This is a genomic window from Streptococcus sp. V728, assembly GCF_052077995.1.
GTDB classification, from domain to species: Bacteria; Bacillota; Bacilli; order Lactobacillales; family Streptococcaceae; genus Streptococcus; species Streptococcus infantis_B.
In genome coordinates this window covers 45,569-62,890 of sequence record NZ_JBQJJH010000003.1, presented here as the reverse complement: position 1 = coordinate 62,890, position 17,322 = coordinate 45,569, and the positions used below count along the sequence as shown (strand labels likewise).

Sequence of the window (17,322 nt, the reverse complement as noted above, 5' to 3'; positions counted from 1 at the left end):
TTGCAATCGCTTTTCTTTATCGGTATACTAGTATAGTTAGATGAAAAATTCTGAAAATTTAAGAATAGAAAAGAGAACAAATCTTATGGCAAAAGATATTCGTGTCTTACTTTACTACCTCTATACTCCAATTGAGAATGCGAAACAATTCGCTGCAGATCATTTGGCCTTCTGTAAATCTATCGGTCTAAAAGGTCGTATCCTTGTGGCTGATGAGGGTATTAACGGAACAGTTTCAGGTGACTACGAAACAACACAAAAATATATGGACTATGTTCACAGTCTCCCAGGAATGGAGAATTTATGGTTCAAGATTGATGAAGAAAACGAGCAAGCCTTCAAGAAGATGTTTGTTCGCTACAAAAAAGAAATTGTTCACCTTGGTCTTGAAGACAATGACTTTGACAATGACATTAATCCATTAGAAACAACTGGTGCTTACCTATCTCCAAAAGAGTTCAAGGAAGCTTTACTTGATGAAGATACCGTTGTCTTAGATACACGTAATGACTATGAATATGATTTAGGTCATTTCCGAGGAGCAATTCGTCCAGAAATCCGTAACTTCCGCGAGTTACCACAGTGGGTTCGTGATAACAAGGAAAAATTCATGGATAAACGTGTCGTGGTTTACTGTACAGGTGGAGTACGTTGTGAAAAATTCTCTGGTTGGATGGTTCGTGAGGGTTATAAAGATGTTGGTCAATTGCACGGAGGTATTGCAACATACGGTAAAGACCCAGAAGTTCAAGGTGAGCTTTGGGATGGTAAAATGTATGTCTTTGATGAGCGTATTGCAGTCGATGTCAATCATGTCAATCCAACCATCGTCGGAAAAGATTGGTTTGATGGCACACCGTGCGAACGCTATGTCAACTGTGGAAATCCATTCTGTAACCGTCGTATCTTGACATCTGAAGAGAATGAAGACAAGTACCTCCGCGGGTGCTCACACGAGTGTCGTGTTCATCCACGCAATCGCTATGTTTTAGAGCATGAATTGACGCAAGACCAAGTCATTGAGCGTTTAGCAGTGATTGGTGAGAACCTAGATCATTCTGAAGTTATATAAAAGTATCAACAGTCCTTGGAAAAGGGCTGTTTTTCTATGCTTTTTACCCAAAAATCTAAAATTTGTTTCTGCATCTTTCAGGAAAATAGTGTATACTATATGTAAACGATTTCAAAGGAGCCCATGTATGGTGAAAGCATTTTTTATTCCAAATAAACAAAGTGTCCTAGGACAACAGGAGATTTTAACAGCAAAATCAATCTTAGCCCTTGTAGATGGCTTGGAATCTCATAGTTATGATGCTGTCTATCTCCGTCAACCTCTTAATCGCCTCGAGTATATCGAGTGTGGAATCGTGGGTAGATCTCAGTTCCTCTTTAAAGTTCGCTACCTAGACTCTCAAAAAGGCTATCAAGTAATCATCCCTGACTTGATTACAAGAGCTGATTGGGAGATTGTAGAAGCTCTCTTGCAAGCCTTATCAAGTAAGGTCGGTGAAGTAGTTGAAGGATTGGCAGACTTTGATTTGGAAAATTATTTCCACGATACTGTCAAAAACTATTTGGCGGATAAGGGTGCTCGTTTGGGCTTCTGCCAAGGAATTCTATCACCTGTTTACTTTGACAAGAAGGATTTAGAAAGCTTCTTAAAAGAAGATGGTTTGGCACGTTTTGAAGCATTAGTCAAAAAGGTTCAAGGGTCGGATGCATATCCTGCCAGCGCCAAATTCTATCCAGATAGCGAGGGTAAGGTTCATGGTATCTACCACCTGGCTCAGGGAGTGAAAACAATCTTGCCGAAAGAACCAGTGATTCCAGCGCCTTATGTTGAACAGTTGGTAGGAAAAGAGCTTGTCTGGGAAATTGATCTAGTAAAAATTTCTGGAGATGGCTCAAAACCAGAAGACTATGAAGCGGTAGCTAGACTGGATTATCAAACCTTCTTGGGGGCTTTGCCAGAAGAACTCTATCAGAACTTAGATGCTAACCAAGTAGAAGTAGGACCAGTTTCAGGCGAGGATTTTGAAACACTGGCAAATGTAGAATAAAGGAATTCTAAGGGAAGATGTATTGAATGTTTTTCTTTTGGTTAAATTGAACTGGGACTTTGAAAAACATAGAAAACACAGAGGAAATTTGACAAAGAAGGAAAAAATGTCTAAAATATAGGAAAACATAAAGAGGAGATTATTATGTCAAACTTTACAGATTCATTCTTGTCAGCAAATACTGCTAACTTTCCGTCAGAGCAACTTCCATCACTTCGTGAACGCTTGAGCCAACTAGACGATTCACAAGCAAACCAAGTGATTGCTGCTACAGACGTTAAAAACCCTACAACAGCTTTGATTCTTTCAATCTTCTTAGGTGCATTAGGGGTTGACCGTTTCTACATTGGTCATACTGGTCTAGGAATTGGTAAGCTCTTGGCTACATTGCTATTGCCTATCATTACACTCGGATTCTCACTTTTCTTTACATGGATTTGGGTTGTTGTTGACTGGTTCCTTATCATGAACGCTACAAAAGCAGCAAACTTTGAAGCTATCAATACAGCTCTTGCTACAATGACAGCTACTCCAGAAACTGTAGAAGTCATTGAAGAAAAAGTAGAAGTCGTTGCAGAACCAGCGGAAGTTGTTGAAGAACAAGTAGAAGCTACTGAAGAATAAGTAAATATATCTTTTGCATATAAGAATCCTGTCAAAGATTGACAGGATTTTTTGTTTACAGAAGCCAAAGAATAAATGTGACACGAGTGAAAGGAAGTATGATAGAGACAGTAAAAACCGGCCTAAACAGGCGGTAAACCAAGAGAAAATTTGACAAAAGGGGAAAAAATCTCTAAAATAGAAGAAAACATAAAGAGGAGATTATTATGTCAAACTTTACAGATTCATTCTTGTCAGCAAACACTGGGAGCTTCCCATCGGAGCAACTTCCATCACTTCGTCAGCGTTTGAGCCAATTAGATGACTCACAAGCAAACCAAGTGATTGCTGCTGCAAACATCAAAAATCCTACAACAGCTTTGATCCTTTCAATCTTCCTTGGTACTCTTGGAGTTGACCGTTTCTACATTGGTCACATTGGGTTAGGAGTTGCAAAACTTCTTTTGGCTTGGTTGACCTTTGGTATCTGGACAGTCATCGATTGGTTCCTAATCATCAATGCTACTAAGAAAGCAAACTTGACAGCTATTAATAATGCCCTTGCTACAATGACAGTACCTTCAGCTACCACAGAAGCAAACGAAGGATAAGTAGATTAACGTTTAAAGATAAGTAGTGTTATAAAACTCGGGGAAGCATCCCGCTCACTACTTATCTTTTTTTGACAGTAAATAAAGCAAATGATTAAAGAAACTAGATTATTAGTATACTTGACAAGTATTGTATTTAATGCAGAAATAATGCGATACGGAAGTGTAGTTTTTGATGATAAGGTTGTTAAAAAGCTTTCCTCAATCGATGAGAATACTTCATGGGTAAATGGTCTACAGGCTGTAGCTTATGAAACGGAAGGTGAGGACACTATCTATATCGTTGTCAGAGGGGCTGATGTAGGGATTGGGAAAAAACTCTTTCGTAAGACGGGAGCTGATGCTCGTTTCATCCCCAAGGTGAATGACGAAGATAGTTTCAAAACGATTTTTCAAGACTGGATTTATAGCTCGACTCTAGGTAGTATGGGCTTGGTCCACCTGTATCAGTATGATAGTCTTCAAGCGTTTTATCATTCCTTGAGAAAGAAATATCCCCATAAACGCTTTGTAGTTTCAGGTGTATCTTTGGGAGGTTTGCTTGCCCAACGCTTATATATCTTTGAGGATGGGATAGAGAGATGCATAACATTTTCTGCGACTTCCCCTTGGTGGACCTTTAATAGACGTAGCCAAGAAATGTTGAAACAGTCTAACTTTTTACAGAATGATGAGGGGCTCATAAACTTCTATTCCAATCATGATCCGTTCCGTTTTTTGCCTTTGTTTAAAAGACATTTGGGGCAACAAAAGAATGTGCTCTTACAACCTTTCCAATCTCGTTCAAACTTTTTTGCGACAGTGATTGAAAGAATGTACTGGGCACATATCCCCAATTATTATACCTACACAGATACAGGCAGCGTAAGGCAGAGACAAGATCATTCTAAAATACAGAAATGGAACAACTGGTTAAACAGTAGCGCGAGTTATTCAAACTTGATAAACATTAGCGTAGTGGCAATAAGTATCATATTGGCCCTTGTTTTAGCCCTTGTTTTCCCGCTTTTGAACACTTACGACATTCTATCTCCAATTTATAGTCTGGAATCATCATTTGGAATTTTCTTTTCACTTGCTAGTGGACTCTTGTTTTTCTGTTTTTTAATTCCAACTTTATTAGTAAAAACCAACTGGAAGTATCTGATGTTTCTGTTGAATTTGGCAATGTTATGGTTTGCTCCATTTTGGGCATTGCTACTTGCGTTAAGTATCATATTCGAGTCCATTTCGAACAAGGAAGAGAACATCAATAAAAAGATAGGGAGGGTAGAATGAGGAACATCATTGATTATGCTCAGGGGTTGAAAACATACTCATTTGACAAAGTCTTTTTTAAAGATTTAGATGTCCTGGCGCTGACAGAAGTGGCCTATTTACCTTTTGAGCAGATTGTTAAAAAAGACGAAATCTCTTTAGAAAAAATATCGCAACATTACACTGCAATCAATGGCGACAAGGGAGAAATTTTATCGGTTATCACAACTCCAAGGATTGAGCTTTTAGGTATTCTAGGTAACAGTGAGCGATACGGGGCTATCGAAGCTTTTGATTTTATTAATAAAATCGATTCGAAGATTGATCGTCAATTTTCAGCTATAACTTATCGTCTCGAAGATGAAAAATATTTGGTTGTTTTTCGAGGGACAGATGAGAATCTAATTGGCTGGAAAGAAGACTTCCATATGACCTTTATGCATGAGGTCCCAGCCCAACAATCAGCCCATCAATACTTAGAGAAGCGGATGACGGAGTATCCAGGAGAGTATATTGTATCTGGTCATTCTAAAGGTGGCAATCTTGCGATTTATGCCAGCTCAAAATTGGATGAAGAAAAACAAAAGGCTGTTACAGGGATTTATGCATTTGATGCTCCGGGCCTTCATGAGTCCCTTTTGGAATCAGAAGGATTTCTCCGAATAAAAGATAGAATCGCCTCCTACATTCCTCAAGACTCAATGGTGAGCGTCTTATTGGAGCCACCGGTGAATGCACAAGTTGTCAAGAGTAACGCCATTTTGCTTCTTCAACACGATACTTTCTCTTGGGAGGTGGGACAATTAGACTTTGTCCAAGTTGAAAATCAATCTCAGCTTAGTATCCATGCCGACAAGGTCATTTCGAGTTGGTTAGAAAACATGACTAATGATGAAAAGCAAGAGTTTTCAGATGTTATCTTTGATGTCTTTTTGGAATCAGGCATCAACAAATTTGCAGACATAACTGTTGATACTCCGAAGAAGATTATCAACATTGTTAATAATATGACTCGTCTGACATCTGAACAAAAGAAGATGACTATACAGGTCTTTTTCAAACTATTCAATGCTCAATTTGATGTCTTTAAGAGTTATCTTCCAAAGCCCATTCAAAAGGTCGAAGGTAAAGTGGAACATTTTGCCAAAAGTGCATTTTCAAATATCACAGGAGTTTTCAAAAGGTCTAAACGAAAAGGTAAATAGATTTTCTCGAAACTACAAGATGAGAAATAGTGGTTCGTTAGACATATAAAATCCCAGCTATTCTTAAATAGCTGGGATTTTTTTATAAGAAGACAAGAATTCGAAGATAGTCGAAAACAAGTGCCATTTCTGCTAGGAAGAATAGAAATAGAATGCCACCGTTGACTAGGAATGCCAAGAGGAGACGATAGAAGGAGTCAACTTGACTGTCCTTGCTAGGTCTTGAAATGATATAGAGGTTACCAAGTAGAACCATGCCCATACTAATGAGGCAGAGAAGAGCCGCAAAGCGTAGACCGTTAAAGAAGGCAAAGAAGCTAGCAATACCTGTCAAGAGAATTGGGATAGCCAAGAGTCTGCTATGTACTTGAAAGGCTCTTTCCAATGTCCAATCACTGTCCTGATCGACAAAACGTTTGACTACAAATCCACCCATGAGGATAGAGAAGAAGAACAAACTTGTCGCTACCAGGATGGAGAAGATAGAAAAGAGATTTAGTGAAGGGAGATGCTGGAGAGCTTTAGAGTCGATGGCTGCCATGCGGCCGTAGTAGCCTTGCTTGGCGTGATAAACTGTAAAGAGGAAACTCGTGGCAGAAAAGATAGTTAGGAGCGCAAAGGCAGTGTAACTGTGTTTTTTATCTGTATCGAACCTTGCTGTTGGCTCTTTAAGGGCACCTTGTAACCAAATCCAAAAGTCAGCTAGTTCTTCTTTGAAGATTGCCGTTTTTGTAGGTACAGGATCTGGGACAAATGGACTTTCCAAAGATTTGCTAGGCTGAGGTGCTTCTTTGACAGGCTCTTCTGACTGGTCTGTCTTTGTTGCCGGCTCTTCTTCAGGTTCTTCTTGTTCTTCGGCCTCTACTTTTTCTAGGTCAGTTTCCTGATTTTCAGGATTGGCTTGGGAATTTTCCTCGACTACTGGCAACTCTTCTTTTTCTTTTAGTTCTTCCTCGGGAATGACTGGGTCAGATGAACTATCTTTTTTATCATTGATGGCTGTTTTCTCGAAATCAGCACTTTCAAACCATTCTTGAGTCATGATGAGACCTCCCTTTTGATTAGTAACTTTTTATTTATGATATCTATAAGAAGGCGAGCGAACCTCCTCTTTTGGTAGATTGATGTCTTGACCAGCTTTTGCGACAAGTAAATCTTGTGTATCTTTTTTCTCTGAATTGTAAGGATTAGAGAACTCTTCGTCTTCCTTGTTTTCCTCATACGGATTATATCCTTCCCGACTACGATGATAGATGGAACCATGGTCAGAAGAAAGTTCTACATTAATTCTGTCAAATTCTTTTTGGGTTAGCTTTAGGGTCATGTCTTTTTCTGACTCTAATTCCACTCTACCATGGACTTGGATGTCGTCAGCAGAGATATGTTCATGTTCTGCTTGGATGCGGCTATCAGTCAGACTGGTTTCAAATACATTGACAATTCCAGTTGTAGTCAGTTGGCTATTTTTAATCTCGCTATCAGTGATACGAAGGAGATATCCATTTGACAGAATCTTGGCATTGCTGATTTTTGCATTGGAAATTGAAAGGATACGATGGTTTACCTGGGCAGTTAGATTTTTTAAGTCTTTTCCTCTTGGTAATGAGAGAACAACTTCATCATTGCGGCTGGAAATTCCGTTTGCGATAAAGAGGATACCTTCGATACTAGAACCTATAGAGCGACGTGTAGTTGATTTGGTATCAGTTATTTCAAGACTTTTCTCTTTGATAGAGTGTTGAAGATTTTCTTTTTCAGAGATGGTTGGATGATACTGGATGTGAATCTTATCATCGTTTGACTCCGTAATGACGAGCGAATGTTCTGTTAGTGAGATGTTTAGATTTTCAATATCTTGGTCAAAAACGAGCTCTTCCATTCGACTTTCAAATACTGGATTTTGAGACATTGCAAGGAGGCTTCTGACACCATCTGTTTGGATACCGATGATCATCATTGAAAAACCGATGATACTGGTAACAACACCAAAGATAAGAAATCCTTTTGTCCATTTACGCATGTCTTTCACCTCTCTTTCCTCTATTAAGAATCCATTGGATGAGTCGAAGAACTAGTAATCCAAAGAAACGTGTTACGTAAGAAGTGGCTAGTAAGACTAGGGATGAAGCTCCAATCGCCAGTAAACCACCCCCAAAAATCAGCACAAAGGCAGATGTCGATTCAGCCAGAACGTAGAAGCTTTCAAATAGAAGAACAGCTCCGAGAACCATTCCAGCTGCGGATACAGCAAAGAAGGCTAGAAGTACGCTGATAGCGGCGATAAAAATTCCGATGATAGCCAAGATAATAGAAATCCCGACCGGAATTCCGATAGGCGCTGCAAGAAGGGCTAGTAGAGCGATGCGTAAAATATGGCGGTCGTTTTTATGGGACTTTTCTTCGTTGATTTTTTTATCAAGAAGTGTTGTCAAAATATCATGAGCAGCTTCTTTAGGACTACCGAGACTAGCTATGAGTTCTTCCTCACCTTCTGGACCAGCATCATCAAAGAGTTCTTTGAAGTAGTCCATGGCTTCGATACGATCAGCTTGAGGAAGCTTCATCAGATAGGCTTCAAGCTGATTCAAATATTCAGTTCTTGTCATGGCGAATGCTCCCTTCTATAATGCCGTTGATAGTGTCAGTGTAGAGTGTCCATTCTTCTCGAAGGACAAACAGTTGCTCCTCGCCAATTTTTGTCAAGGAGTAGTACTTGCGCATCCGACCTTGGTATTCGCGAGAGTATGTAGTCAGATAGCGATTAGTATCCAGTTTTTTCAGGATGGGGTAGAGAGTAGATTCCTTAATTTTGGCAATGAGTTTAATGGTTTGGCTAATTTCATAACCATAGGAATCCCCTTGTTCTAGAATGGCCAAGATGAGAAATTCAATCAAGGCCGATGATGTTGGAAAATACATGGGGCACCTCCTTCTTAGTATATAAAAATTTTATATATAATTATTCTATACATAAATCATACATCTAAATGGAAACGCTGTCAAGTAATATGTATAAAAATTTTACATATAAAAAATCTTCCAGCAAAAACTAGAAGATTAGAGGATTTTATCCGCTCGATCCACCATAAAGAGGGCGATTGTCATGATGATATCAATCATTAAAAGAGCCAGTACGGCTGGGATCCAAGAATGGAACATATCAAAGCTGTAACCAAACAGAGTTGGTCCAAAGGCTGCCAGGATGTAGCCTCCGGTCTGGGCAAGTCCAGACAATTGGGCCGTTTTCTCAGGAGAGCTTGTTTTGATAGAAAAGCAAACCATGAGATAAGGGGAAAGAGCGCTACAGGCAGTACCAATCAAGAGATGTGCTACTAACCAGTAGAGGAAACTGTTGCTCGGGTATAGGAGCATGGCAATTCCTATCATACCAGCGAGAGAGATGACTGTCAGCATGATTTGACGGTGGCGATTGGACAAACGAGTTGTTAAACTTGGAATGGTCATCGAGAAGGGGATACTGATCAGCGAAAAGATAGAAGCTAGAAGGCCAGCATCTGTATGAGATAGTCCTGCACTAATGGCCATAGTTGGCAACCAGGTCATACTGGTATAAAAGAGTAGGGATTGGAGACCACCAAATACAATAATAGCCCAAACTTGCTTGTCTTTTAGAACGTTCTCTTTTTTTTGTTTTTTCTCATGCCCTTCTAGAAAATGATTGTGACGATTGTTGGGGAACCAGATAACTAAAGTTAGTAGGCAGGTCAAAGATAGACAGAGAATTAAGCCTTTCCAAGAAATTGCTTGAGTAATGGGTACAGAGAGATAGGAAGCAAGAGCTGTTGCGATTCCCATGGAAGTCACATATACTGTTGTCAGGAAGCTAATCTTTTGTGGGTAATTTGCCTGAATGACGCTAGGAAGGAGCACATTAAAGATAGCAATACTTGCTCCGATGAGTAAAGTTCCCAGATAGAGTAGAGGAAGATTAAAGATACGAATCACTGACCCGAGAGTCAGGAGTATCAGGCTAACAGTAAATAGATGCTCAAGTCCAATCTTTTGAGCTAAACGAGTAGCAAAGGAGGAGAAGAGGGCAAACATCAAGAGAGGAAGGCTAGTCAAAACCCCAAGTGAACTGACTTCTACTCCCAAGCCTTGAGCAATGTCACCTAAAATAGTCGGCAAAGCTGTGAAAGGAGCTCTTAAGACCGCTCCGATTAAGATAATTCCTAGAATAAAAAAGAGTGATCGTTTTTTCATGTGAACCTCAATAAGCTGATTTTGATAACAGCTTATTTTAATTTTTTTCCCTAAAGATGTCAAGCTGACCTACTGCAATTCGCTACTTAGCCGAAAGAAATGATAGCAAAGAAGGACAAATTATTTACTAGTTTTTTTCTCCTATTCAAATAAAAATAGGAAAGTCTGGAAATTTGTGATAAAATAGTGAAAGAAAATCTATACATTGGAGAACTACTGTGTCTGAAAATCGTAAATTTAGCGTCTTGATGTCAGTCTATGTTAAAGAAAACCCAGTCTTTCTAGAAGAGGCGGTAGAGAGTATCATACATCAAACGCTCAAACCTAGCGAAGTGGTCATCGTCGAAGATGGTCCGCTGACACCTGAACTGTATCAAGTTTTGGAGAAATTGGAAGCACAGTCAAGTATTCCAATCAAACGTTGCCCACTTGAGCAAAATCGCGGCTTAGGATTAGCCCTTCAGTACGGTGTCTTACAGTGCCAATATGATGTCATTGCTCGTATGGATACAGATGATATTGCTGTCGAAGATCGTTTCGAACAACAGTTCGAATTGATGGAAAAAGAAAACTTGGATCTGCTAGGTGGTCATATTGCAGAATTTATCGACCAACCTGATGAGATTGTGTCTTACCGTCGTGTGCCTATTAAGCATGAGGATATCATTGCCTACCAACGTATGAGAAGTGCCTTTAATCACATGACTGTTATGTTTAATAAAGAGATGGTACTCAAGGCTGGTAACTATGAGGATGGTCTTTATATGGAAGATGATCTTCTCTGGCTAAATATGATTAGTGCTGGAGCTCGAACTGGAAATGTGGATCAAATTCTTTGTAAGGTACGAGTGGGGGCAGGGATGTTTGAACGCCGTGGGGGTCTTCGCTATCTCGAGCTCTATCGCCAAGCACGTCAAAGAATGCACGCGCGTGGGCAGATTTCTTATGGTGAATACCTGAAAAGTGTTTTAATTCAGGTTGTCGTTGCTCTATGCCCAGGCTTTGTGCGACAGTTTATATTTTTAAAACTTCTAAGAAAAAGCAAGTAATGCTTAGTTGATAGGATTTTAAAATTATACCTTATCATTTCTAGAAAATGTGATTCTGTGTAGGAGGATACCATTCACATGAATAAAAAAATAACAGATTACGTCATTGATCTGGTTGAAGTATTAAATAAACAACAGAAACAAATTTTTTGGGGATTTTTTGATATTGCCAGTATGGTCTTATCAATTATTGTTTCCTATATTTTATTTTATGGCTTGATTAATCCAGCCCCGGTAGACTATGTCATTTACACAGGTCTAACCTTCCTTTTCTACCAGCTTATGATTGGATTCTGGGGGCTGAATGCTAGTATTAGTCGCTACAGCAAGATTACAGATTTCATGAAGATTTTCTTCGGAGTAACCATCAGTAGTATTTTATCTTATATTATTTGCTATGCTTTCTTACCACTCTTTTCTGTCCGCTTTATCGTACTCTTTATCCTATTAACAACCTTCTTGATTCTACTTCCTCGTATCACTTGGCAGTTGATTTACTCAAGACGTAAAAAGGGAAATGGCGAAGGAGAACACCGTCGTACCTTCTTGATTGGTGCAGGTGATGGTGGCGCGCTCTTTATGGACAGTTACCAACATCCTACCAGTGACCTCGAATTGGTCGGAATTCTGGATAATGATGAAAAGAAAAAAGGCCAAAAGCTTGGGAAAATCCCAGTTTTGGGTTCTTATGATGATCTACCAGAATTGGCAAAACGCTACAGAGTTGAAAAAGTTATCGTTGCGATTCCGTCTCTAGATCCATCTGAGTATGAACGCATCCTGCAAATGTGTAACCATATCGGTGTAAAATGCTATAAGATGCCTATGATTGAGTCAGTCGTGCAAGGTATTCAGCCTCCAATTGGTGGTTTCCAGAAGATTGATATCACAGACCTTTTGGGACGTAAAGAGATTCGACTTGATGAATCACGTCTAGGTTCTGAAATCACTTGTAAAACCATCTTGGTGACTGGTGCTGGAGGATCAATCGGTTCAGAAATCTGTCGTCAGGTTAGTCGTTTCAATCCTGAACGTGTCATTCTGCTCGGTCATGGAGAAAACTCTATTTATCTTATTTACCATGAATTGATTCGCAAGTTCCAGGAAATTGATTTTGTTCCTGTCATTGCTGATATTCAAGATTACGATCGTTTGCTTCAAGTTTTTGAGCAGTACGAACCAGCTATTGTTTACCATGCTGCAGCCCATAAACATGTTCCGATGATGGAGCGTAATCCAAAAGAAGCCTTCAAGAATAACATCCTTGGAACTTATAATGTTGCTAAGGCAGTTGACGCTGCTCGAGTTCCAAAAATGGTCATGATTTCGACAGATAAGGCCGTTAATCCACCAAACGTAATGGGAGCAACTAAACGTGTTGCTGAGTTGATTGTGACTGGATTTAATCAACGTAGCCAATCAACCTACTGTGCGGTTCGTTTCGGTAATGTACTTGGTAGTCGTGGTAGTGTGATTCCTGTCTTTGAACGTCAGATTGCTGAAGGCGGACCTGTAACGGTGACAGACTTCCGCATGACTCGTTACTTCATGACCATTCCAGAAGCTAGTCGTTTGGTGATTCATGCGGGTGCTTATGCCAAGGATGGGGAAGTCTTTATCCTTGATATGGGTAAACCTGTACGCATTTACGACTTGGCTAAGAAAATGGTTCTACTCAGTGGTCATACTGAAAATGAAATTCCAATCGTAGAAGTAGGAATTCGCCCAGGTGAAAAACTATATGAAGAATTGCTTGTATCAACTGAATTAGTGGACAATCAAGTAATGGACAAGATCTTTGTTGGTAAAGTAAATGTGATGCCTCTTGAAATGATTGATCAGAAGATTGAAGAATTCCGTACCTTGCAGGGTTCTGAATTGAAGAGAGCCATTATCAGTTTTGCAAACGAAACAACTCATGCTGACTAAAATAGATAAGATATTATCCGCGACTTCTTTTAGAGAAGGAGCAGATAGTATCTTTTTTAACTTAGAGTGAGCTTCCGTGAATCAGGTACTTACTTGTCAGGTGTTTACACTTATGATAAAATATAGTCATCAAAGTAAATAGGAGTATTTTATGATTAACGCAATTAAAAATTTCTTTAAAGGTTATGTAGATTTCTCTGGACGTTCAACACGCCCAGATTACTGGTGGATTTGGTTGGCGAACATTATCCTTTCTATCCCCTTCTACATAGTCTACGGTAGTGCAATAGCAAATCCAGATAGCGAAGCTGCTCTTATGACTTTGGGTCTTTTCGTATTTATTTATTTCATTTTTGCGCTAGCAGTTTTCTTGCCTGGCCTTGCATTGACAGTTCGTCGTCTACGTGACGCAGGTTTCCATTGGGCACTCATTTTCGTTGCCTTTATTCCATTTGTTGGAGGTATCGCCCTTATGGTGCTCCTAGCTATGCCATCAAAGGACTAACGATAAGTTCACCTATCTGAAGAATGCTACAAGAACGAAGAAGTTTCAATCTTGTTGAGTATTATTGAACAATTTGCTAACACTCCCAGGTCTCTTACTAGATTTGGGAGTGTTCTATAACTGTACAGTTTAGTATCTACTGATAAAATAAAAAATGGGAGTATCCTATGATTAACGCGTATAAGAATTTTTTTAAGAATTATGCAGAGTTCACTGGTCGTTCGACGCGTCCAGATTTTTGGTGGGTTTGGTTAGGGAATCTCATCCTTTCTATTCCTTTCTGGATAATCTATTTCTACGTTCTATATCTTAGTACTGCGATGGATTCAGTGAGCTATTCAGCCAGCGAAGCTGCTTTCATGTTTTTTGGTTTAGTTGCCATTATTTATGCAGTTTTCTACCTAGCAATCTTGGTGCCAACAATAGCTTTGTCAGTTCGTCGTTTGCGTGATGCTGGATTCCATTGGGCCTTTATCTTCCTTCGCTTCGCCCCTATGGGAGGGATTGCCCTTATGATCTTACATGCTATGCCAACAAAAGAGACTAAGGTAGTAAACTATAGGGAACCTCAAGCAGTTAATGTTGAAGAAGTCATCGAGGTGACACCATTTGAAGATTCTGACAAGAACTAAAAGATTTTAGTTTTACATTTGTATCTTGTTTGAACTTCTTGTATTTTGTTACCAACAAGTTAAAAAGCACTCCAATTTAATTGGAGTGCTTTTCTTTAGATCTTCTATTGTAGTTGAACTAAAATATCTGTTGGTTGATGAGCAACCCAGTCAGGTTGAAAGGTCATGAGTTCTTCCTCGTCGCCAAATCCCCAAGTAACCGCCAGTTTTCGAATGCCTGTTTCTTGGGCACCAATCATATCAAACTTAGTGTCTCCGATAATAACCACTGTTTCTGGGTCTAGATTATGAGTTGTCAATGCTTGACGGATAACATCTGCCTTGTGCAGCGCTTGAGGGCTAGAACCATAGATGCCATCAAAGAAACGGTCAATTCCAAAATGGCTAGTCATATCAACTGCGGTTGGTGTGTTCTTCGTCGTAGTGATATAGAGTGGGTATTGTTTAGCTAGCTCAGTGAGTAACTCCTTGATTTGTGGGAAAAGCTGGGCTTCGTAAACTCCCTTTTCCTTATAGTAGGAACGATAAAGCTGGATAGCTGTTTCAACTTGATCTACTGGGAGGCAACTAGCAAAACTTGTTTCCAATGGTGGCCCCATAAAGCCACGGATGGTTTTTGCATCTGGACTAGGGACTCCCAGTTGTTCGAAAGTATAGGTGAACCCATTGTGAATACCGATTGAGCTATCTACAAGGGTTCCATCTAAATCAAAAAAGATGGCTGATAGAGATGACATTGATTCTCCTAGTAATTTGAAATTATTCACCGAAGATTTCTTTTTGAAGGCGACGACCTGTCGGTGTGGCAGCAAGGCCTCCCTCGGCAGTTTCACGAAAGGCGGTTGGAAGACTAGAGCCCACTTGGTACATGGCATCAATGACTTCATCAACTGGGATTTTTGATTCGATACCAGCTAAGGCCATATCAGCTGCGATGAAGGCGAAGCTTGCTCCCATGGCATTACGCTTAACACATGGAACTTCAACCAACCCTGCAACTGGATCGCAGATAAGACCGAGCATATTTTTGATAACGAAGGCGATAGCCTGGCTAGCTTGGTATGGAGTTCCACCTGCAGCTAGGGTTAGGGCGGCAGCACTCATGGCTGAAGCTGACCCCACTTCCGCTTGGCAACCTCCTTCGGCTCCCGAGATAGAAGCATTGTTAGCAATAACGAGCCCAAAAGCACCAGCAACAAAGAGGAAATCTAGTTGTTGTTCATGAGTTAGATTGAGTTTTTGAATAGCGGATGTGAGAACTGCGGGAAGACAGCCTGCACTACCTGCGGTTGGTGTCGCACAAACAAGGCCCATCTTGGCATTGTGCTCATTAACGGCAATGGCGTTACGGGCTGCAGATAGGACAGTGAAGTCAGACAGCGTCTTTCCTTTTTTGATGTAGTGGTCGAGCTTTGCAGCATCACCACCTGTCAAACCGCTACGAGATTTCTTTTCACTGAGACCAAGCTCGACGGAAGCTTTCATGACTTCAAGGTTACGCTCCATGAGGAGGAGAACTTCTTCTCGCTCGCGACCAGTTAGCTCAAATTCAGTCGTAATCATGAGTTCAGCAACATTTCCTTGAAAGTCTAAGTCGGCTTGTTCGACTAATTCTTTGATAGAGTAAAACATATTTTCTCCTATTGAAAGAAATTGACATTATGCAAATGAGGAATTTTACGAATTTCTTCGATAGATTCTTCACAGTTGCGGCTATCAACTTCGATAATCATAATGGCTTTCTCACCAGCTTTTTCTCGAGTTACATTCATTTGAGCGATGTTAATATTAAAGCGCGATAAGGCCTCTGTCACATGAGCGATCATACCAGGGACATCCTGATGAACGATGATAATGGTAGGGGTGTTCATGTTGAGAGATACGGCAAAGCCATTTAGTTCTGTCACCTGGATGTTACCACCACCGATTGAGATTCCTGTTACACTGATAGTCTTACGATCGTTCTTCACAGTGATTTTCGTGGTGTTTGGGTGGGGAGCATTACTATCCTTTTGGATGGTCCATACGATTTTGATACCACGTTTGTGGGCAATTTCCAGACTGTTAGGAATTTCAGGGTCATCTGTATCCATTCCTAAGATTCCAGCGACGAGGGCAAGATCGGTCCCATGTCCGCGATAGGTTTTGGCAAAAGAATTGAAAAGTTGGAACTCGACTTCAGTAGGAGTGTCGTCAAAGATTGATGAAACGATTTTTCCGATACGAACAGCTCCTGCTGTATGACTACTAGATGGACCAATCATAATTGGACCAATGATATCAAAGACAGATTGAAAACGAAGTGATTGCATCTGTTTCCCCTTAAAAAGATTCTTACTTCTATTATATCAAAGATTGGTTTCAAGTGCTTAATTCCGTTCTGAAATCTCAAAAAATGCCAGAAAGCCTTTAATAACGAGGCTTTTGTAACAAAAAAGGCTATTTCTAGGTAAATAAATCACAGTTCTGTAACATTTCTACACAAAATCGTTAACAAATAGTAATAATAGAAGGGTATCATGGTAGTATAAGAAAGAAGGAGAAACTTTTTTAAATGAAATCAAACATTAAAACTAAATTTGCGGGATTAGCAGTAGTACTTGCTTTCCTAGCACCATCATTAACCTTTGCACAAGAATCAAAAACTTACACAGTCAAAGCTGGAGATACTCTCTCAGAAATTGCTGAAACTCACAACACAACAGTTGAAAAATTGGCTAAATTGAACAACATTAAAAACATTCACCTCATCTATGTTGACCAAGTATTGGTTATCGACGGTGAAGCTCCAGCTGCTTCAACTACAACAGAAGCTCCTGTAGCAGAAGTCAAAGAAACTCCAGCAGTTTCTGAGACTGTTGTAGAAGAAACTACATATGAGGCTACTTACAAACCTGCAGCGCCTGTAGTTGAAGAAAGCTATTCAGCTCCAGCTTCAACTGTAAGTGGTTCAGAAGCAGAAGCTAAAGAATGGATCGCCCAAAAAGAATCAGGCGGTAGCTATACAGCTACAAACGGACGTTACATCGGACGTTACCAATTGACAGACTCATACTTGAACGGTGACTATTCAGCAGAAAACCAAGAACGTGTAGCTGACGCTTATGTAGCAGGACGCTATGGTTCATGGACTGAAGCTAAGAACTTCTGGCTTAACAACGGTTGGTACTAAAAAATAAAAAAAGAGCCTTGAATGGCTCTTTTTGTGTACCTTTTAATGAGAGACAATTTTTAAGTAATAGTGACG

The 17,322-nt window shown here is 40.0% G+C and carries 19 protein-coding genes; 11 read left to right on the top strand and 8 right to left on the bottom strand.

What is annotated here, in order from left to right:
• Positions 1-85: 85 nt before the first annotated feature.
• From trhO to ACTO1Y_RS05985, 6 genes are all read left to right on the top strand, one after another.
• Entirely contained in the window at positions 86-1,072 is a 987-nt protein-coding gene (gene trhO / locus ACTO1Y_RS06010) for an oxygen-dependent tRNA uridine(34) hydroxylase TrhO (RefSeq protein ID WP_006151074.1), read from the top strand.
• Positions 1,073-1,199: 127 nt separating this feature from the next.
• On the top strand, positions 1,200-2,060 hold the full coding sequence (locus ACTO1Y_RS06005) for a DUF4299 family protein (protein ID WP_441348654.1): 861 nt from the start codon (positions 1,200-1,202) through the stop codon (positions 2,058-2,060).
• Positions 2,061-2,204: 144 nt separating this feature from the next.
• A complete protein-coding gene (locus ACTO1Y_RS06000) occupies positions 2,205-2,684 on the top strand; it encodes a TM2 domain-containing protein (protein ID WP_441348653.1) in 480 nt (159 codons plus the stop codon).
• A gap of 206 nt (positions 2,685-2,890) precedes the next feature.
• Positions 2,891-3,274 (top strand): TM2 domain-containing protein, encoded by a 384-nt coding sequence (locus ACTO1Y_RS05995; protein ID WP_441348652.1) that lies wholly within the window; start codon positions 2,891-2,893, stop codon positions 3,272-3,274.
• A gap of 90 nt (positions 3,275-3,364) precedes the next feature.
• Positions 3,365-4,552 carry a hypothetical protein gene (locus tag ACTO1Y_RS05990; protein ID WP_441348651.1) on the top strand — a complete coding sequence of 396 codons (1,188 nt, stop codon included), beginning with the start codon at positions 3,365-3,367 and terminating at the stop codon, positions 4,550-4,552.
• On the top strand, positions 4,549-5,736 hold the full coding sequence (locus tag ACTO1Y_RS05985; RefSeq protein WP_441348650.1) for an Mbeg1-like protein: 1,188 nt from the start codon (positions 4,549-4,551) through the stop codon (positions 5,734-5,736). Before ACTO1Y_RS05990 ends, ACTO1Y_RS05985 begins: the two co-directional genes overlap by 4 nt.
• An 82-nt stretch (positions 5,737-5,818) precedes the next feature.
• Here the strand turns inward: ACTO1Y_RS05985 and ACTO1Y_RS05980 are convergent, their stop codons facing one another.
• From ACTO1Y_RS05980 to ACTO1Y_RS05960, 5 genes are all read right to left on the bottom strand, one after another.
• Positions 5,819-6,778 (bottom strand): DUF6574 domain-containing protein, encoded by a 960-nt coding sequence (locus ACTO1Y_RS05980; protein ID WP_441348649.1) that lies wholly within the window; start codon positions 6,776-6,778, stop codon positions 5,819-5,821.
• Positions 6,779-6,808: 30 nt separating this feature from the next.
• Positions 6,809-7,756 (bottom strand): DUF4097 family beta strand repeat-containing protein, encoded by a 948-nt coding sequence (locus ACTO1Y_RS05975; RefSeq protein ID WP_441348648.1) that lies wholly within the window; start codon positions 7,754-7,756, stop codon positions 6,809-6,811.
• Positions 7,749-8,342, bottom strand: a complete 594-nt coding sequence (locus ACTO1Y_RS05970; protein WP_441348647.1) for a DUF1700 domain-containing protein — start codon at positions 8,340-8,342, stop codon at positions 7,749-7,751. Before ACTO1Y_RS05970 ends, ACTO1Y_RS05975 begins: the two co-directional genes overlap by 8 nt.
• Entirely contained in the window at positions 8,329-8,655 is a 327-nt protein-coding gene (locus ACTO1Y_RS05965) for a PadR family transcriptional regulator (protein ID WP_006151081.1), read from the bottom strand. Before ACTO1Y_RS05965 ends, ACTO1Y_RS05970 begins: the two co-directional genes overlap by 14 nt.
• Positions 8,656-8,793: 138 nt before the next feature.
• Entirely contained in the window at positions 8,794-9,960 is a 1,167-nt protein-coding gene (locus tag ACTO1Y_RS05960) for a CynX/NimT family MFS transporter (protein WP_441348646.1), read from the bottom strand.
• 218 nt (positions 9,961-10,178) lie between these two features.
• Between ACTO1Y_RS05960 and ACTO1Y_RS05955 the strand changes: the two genes are divergently transcribed.
• The 4 genes from ACTO1Y_RS05955 to ACTO1Y_RS05940 all read left to right on the top strand — a co-directional run bounded on the left by ACTO1Y_RS05955 (position 10,179) and on the right by ACTO1Y_RS05940 (position 14,075).
• Positions 10,179-11,009 carry a glycosyltransferase gene (locus tag ACTO1Y_RS05955; protein WP_441348645.1) on the top strand — a complete coding sequence of 277 codons (831 nt, stop codon included), beginning with the start codon at positions 10,179-10,181 and terminating at the stop codon, positions 11,007-11,009.
• 78 nt (positions 11,010-11,087) lie between these two features.
• The gene (locus tag ACTO1Y_RS05950) at positions 11,088-12,938 is read left to right on the top strand and encodes a polysaccharide biosynthesis protein (RefSeq protein ID WP_441348644.1); all 1,851 of its coding nucleotides are present in this window, start codon (positions 11,088-11,090) and stop codon (positions 12,936-12,938) included.
• A 151-nt stretch (positions 12,939-13,089) separates the two neighbouring features.
• Positions 13,090-13,443, top strand: a complete 354-nt coding sequence (locus tag ACTO1Y_RS05945) for a DUF805 domain-containing protein (RefSeq protein WP_441348643.1) — start codon at positions 13,090-13,092, stop codon at positions 13,441-13,443.
• Positions 13,444-13,610: 167 nt separating this feature from the next.
• The gene (locus ACTO1Y_RS05940; RefSeq protein ID WP_441348642.1) at positions 13,611-14,075 is read left to right on the top strand and encodes a DUF805 domain-containing protein; all 465 of its coding nucleotides are present in this window, start codon (positions 13,611-13,613) and stop codon (positions 14,073-14,075) included.
• A gap of 104 nt (positions 14,076-14,179) precedes the next feature.
• On the opposite strand, the gene ACTO1Y_RS05935 is transcribed toward ACTO1Y_RS05940, so the two are convergent.
• Genes ACTO1Y_RS05935 through sdaAB form a run of 3 tightly spaced genes read right to left on the bottom strand, consistent with a single transcriptional unit; the run spans position 14,180 to position 16,387 of the window.
• Entirely contained in the window at positions 14,180-14,812 is a 633-nt protein-coding gene (locus tag ACTO1Y_RS05935; protein WP_441348641.1) for an HAD hydrolase-like protein, read from the bottom strand.
• Positions 14,813-14,834: 22 nt separating this feature from the next.
• Positions 14,835-15,707 carry an L-serine ammonia-lyase, iron-sulfur-dependent, subunit alpha gene (sdaAA, locus tag ACTO1Y_RS05930; RefSeq protein WP_441348640.1) on the bottom strand — a complete coding sequence of 291 codons (873 nt, stop codon included), beginning with the start codon at positions 15,705-15,707 and terminating at the stop codon, positions 14,835-14,837.
• Positions 15,708-15,715: 8 nt separating this feature from the next.
• Positions 15,716-16,387 carry an L-serine ammonia-lyase, iron-sulfur-dependent subunit beta gene (gene sdaAB / locus ACTO1Y_RS05925; RefSeq protein ID WP_441348639.1) on the bottom strand — a complete coding sequence of 224 codons (672 nt, stop codon included), beginning with the start codon at positions 16,385-16,387 and terminating at the stop codon, positions 15,716-15,718.
• Between the two features lie 242 nt (positions 16,388-16,629).
• On the opposite strand from sdaAB, the gene ACTO1Y_RS05920 reads away from it, so the two are divergent.
• Positions 16,630-17,247, top strand: coding sequence for a LysM peptidoglycan-binding domain-containing protein (locus ACTO1Y_RS05920; RefSeq protein WP_006151064.1), 618 nt, complete (start codon positions 16,630-16,632; stop codon positions 17,245-17,247).
• Positions 17,248-17,322: the final 75 nt, after the last annotated feature.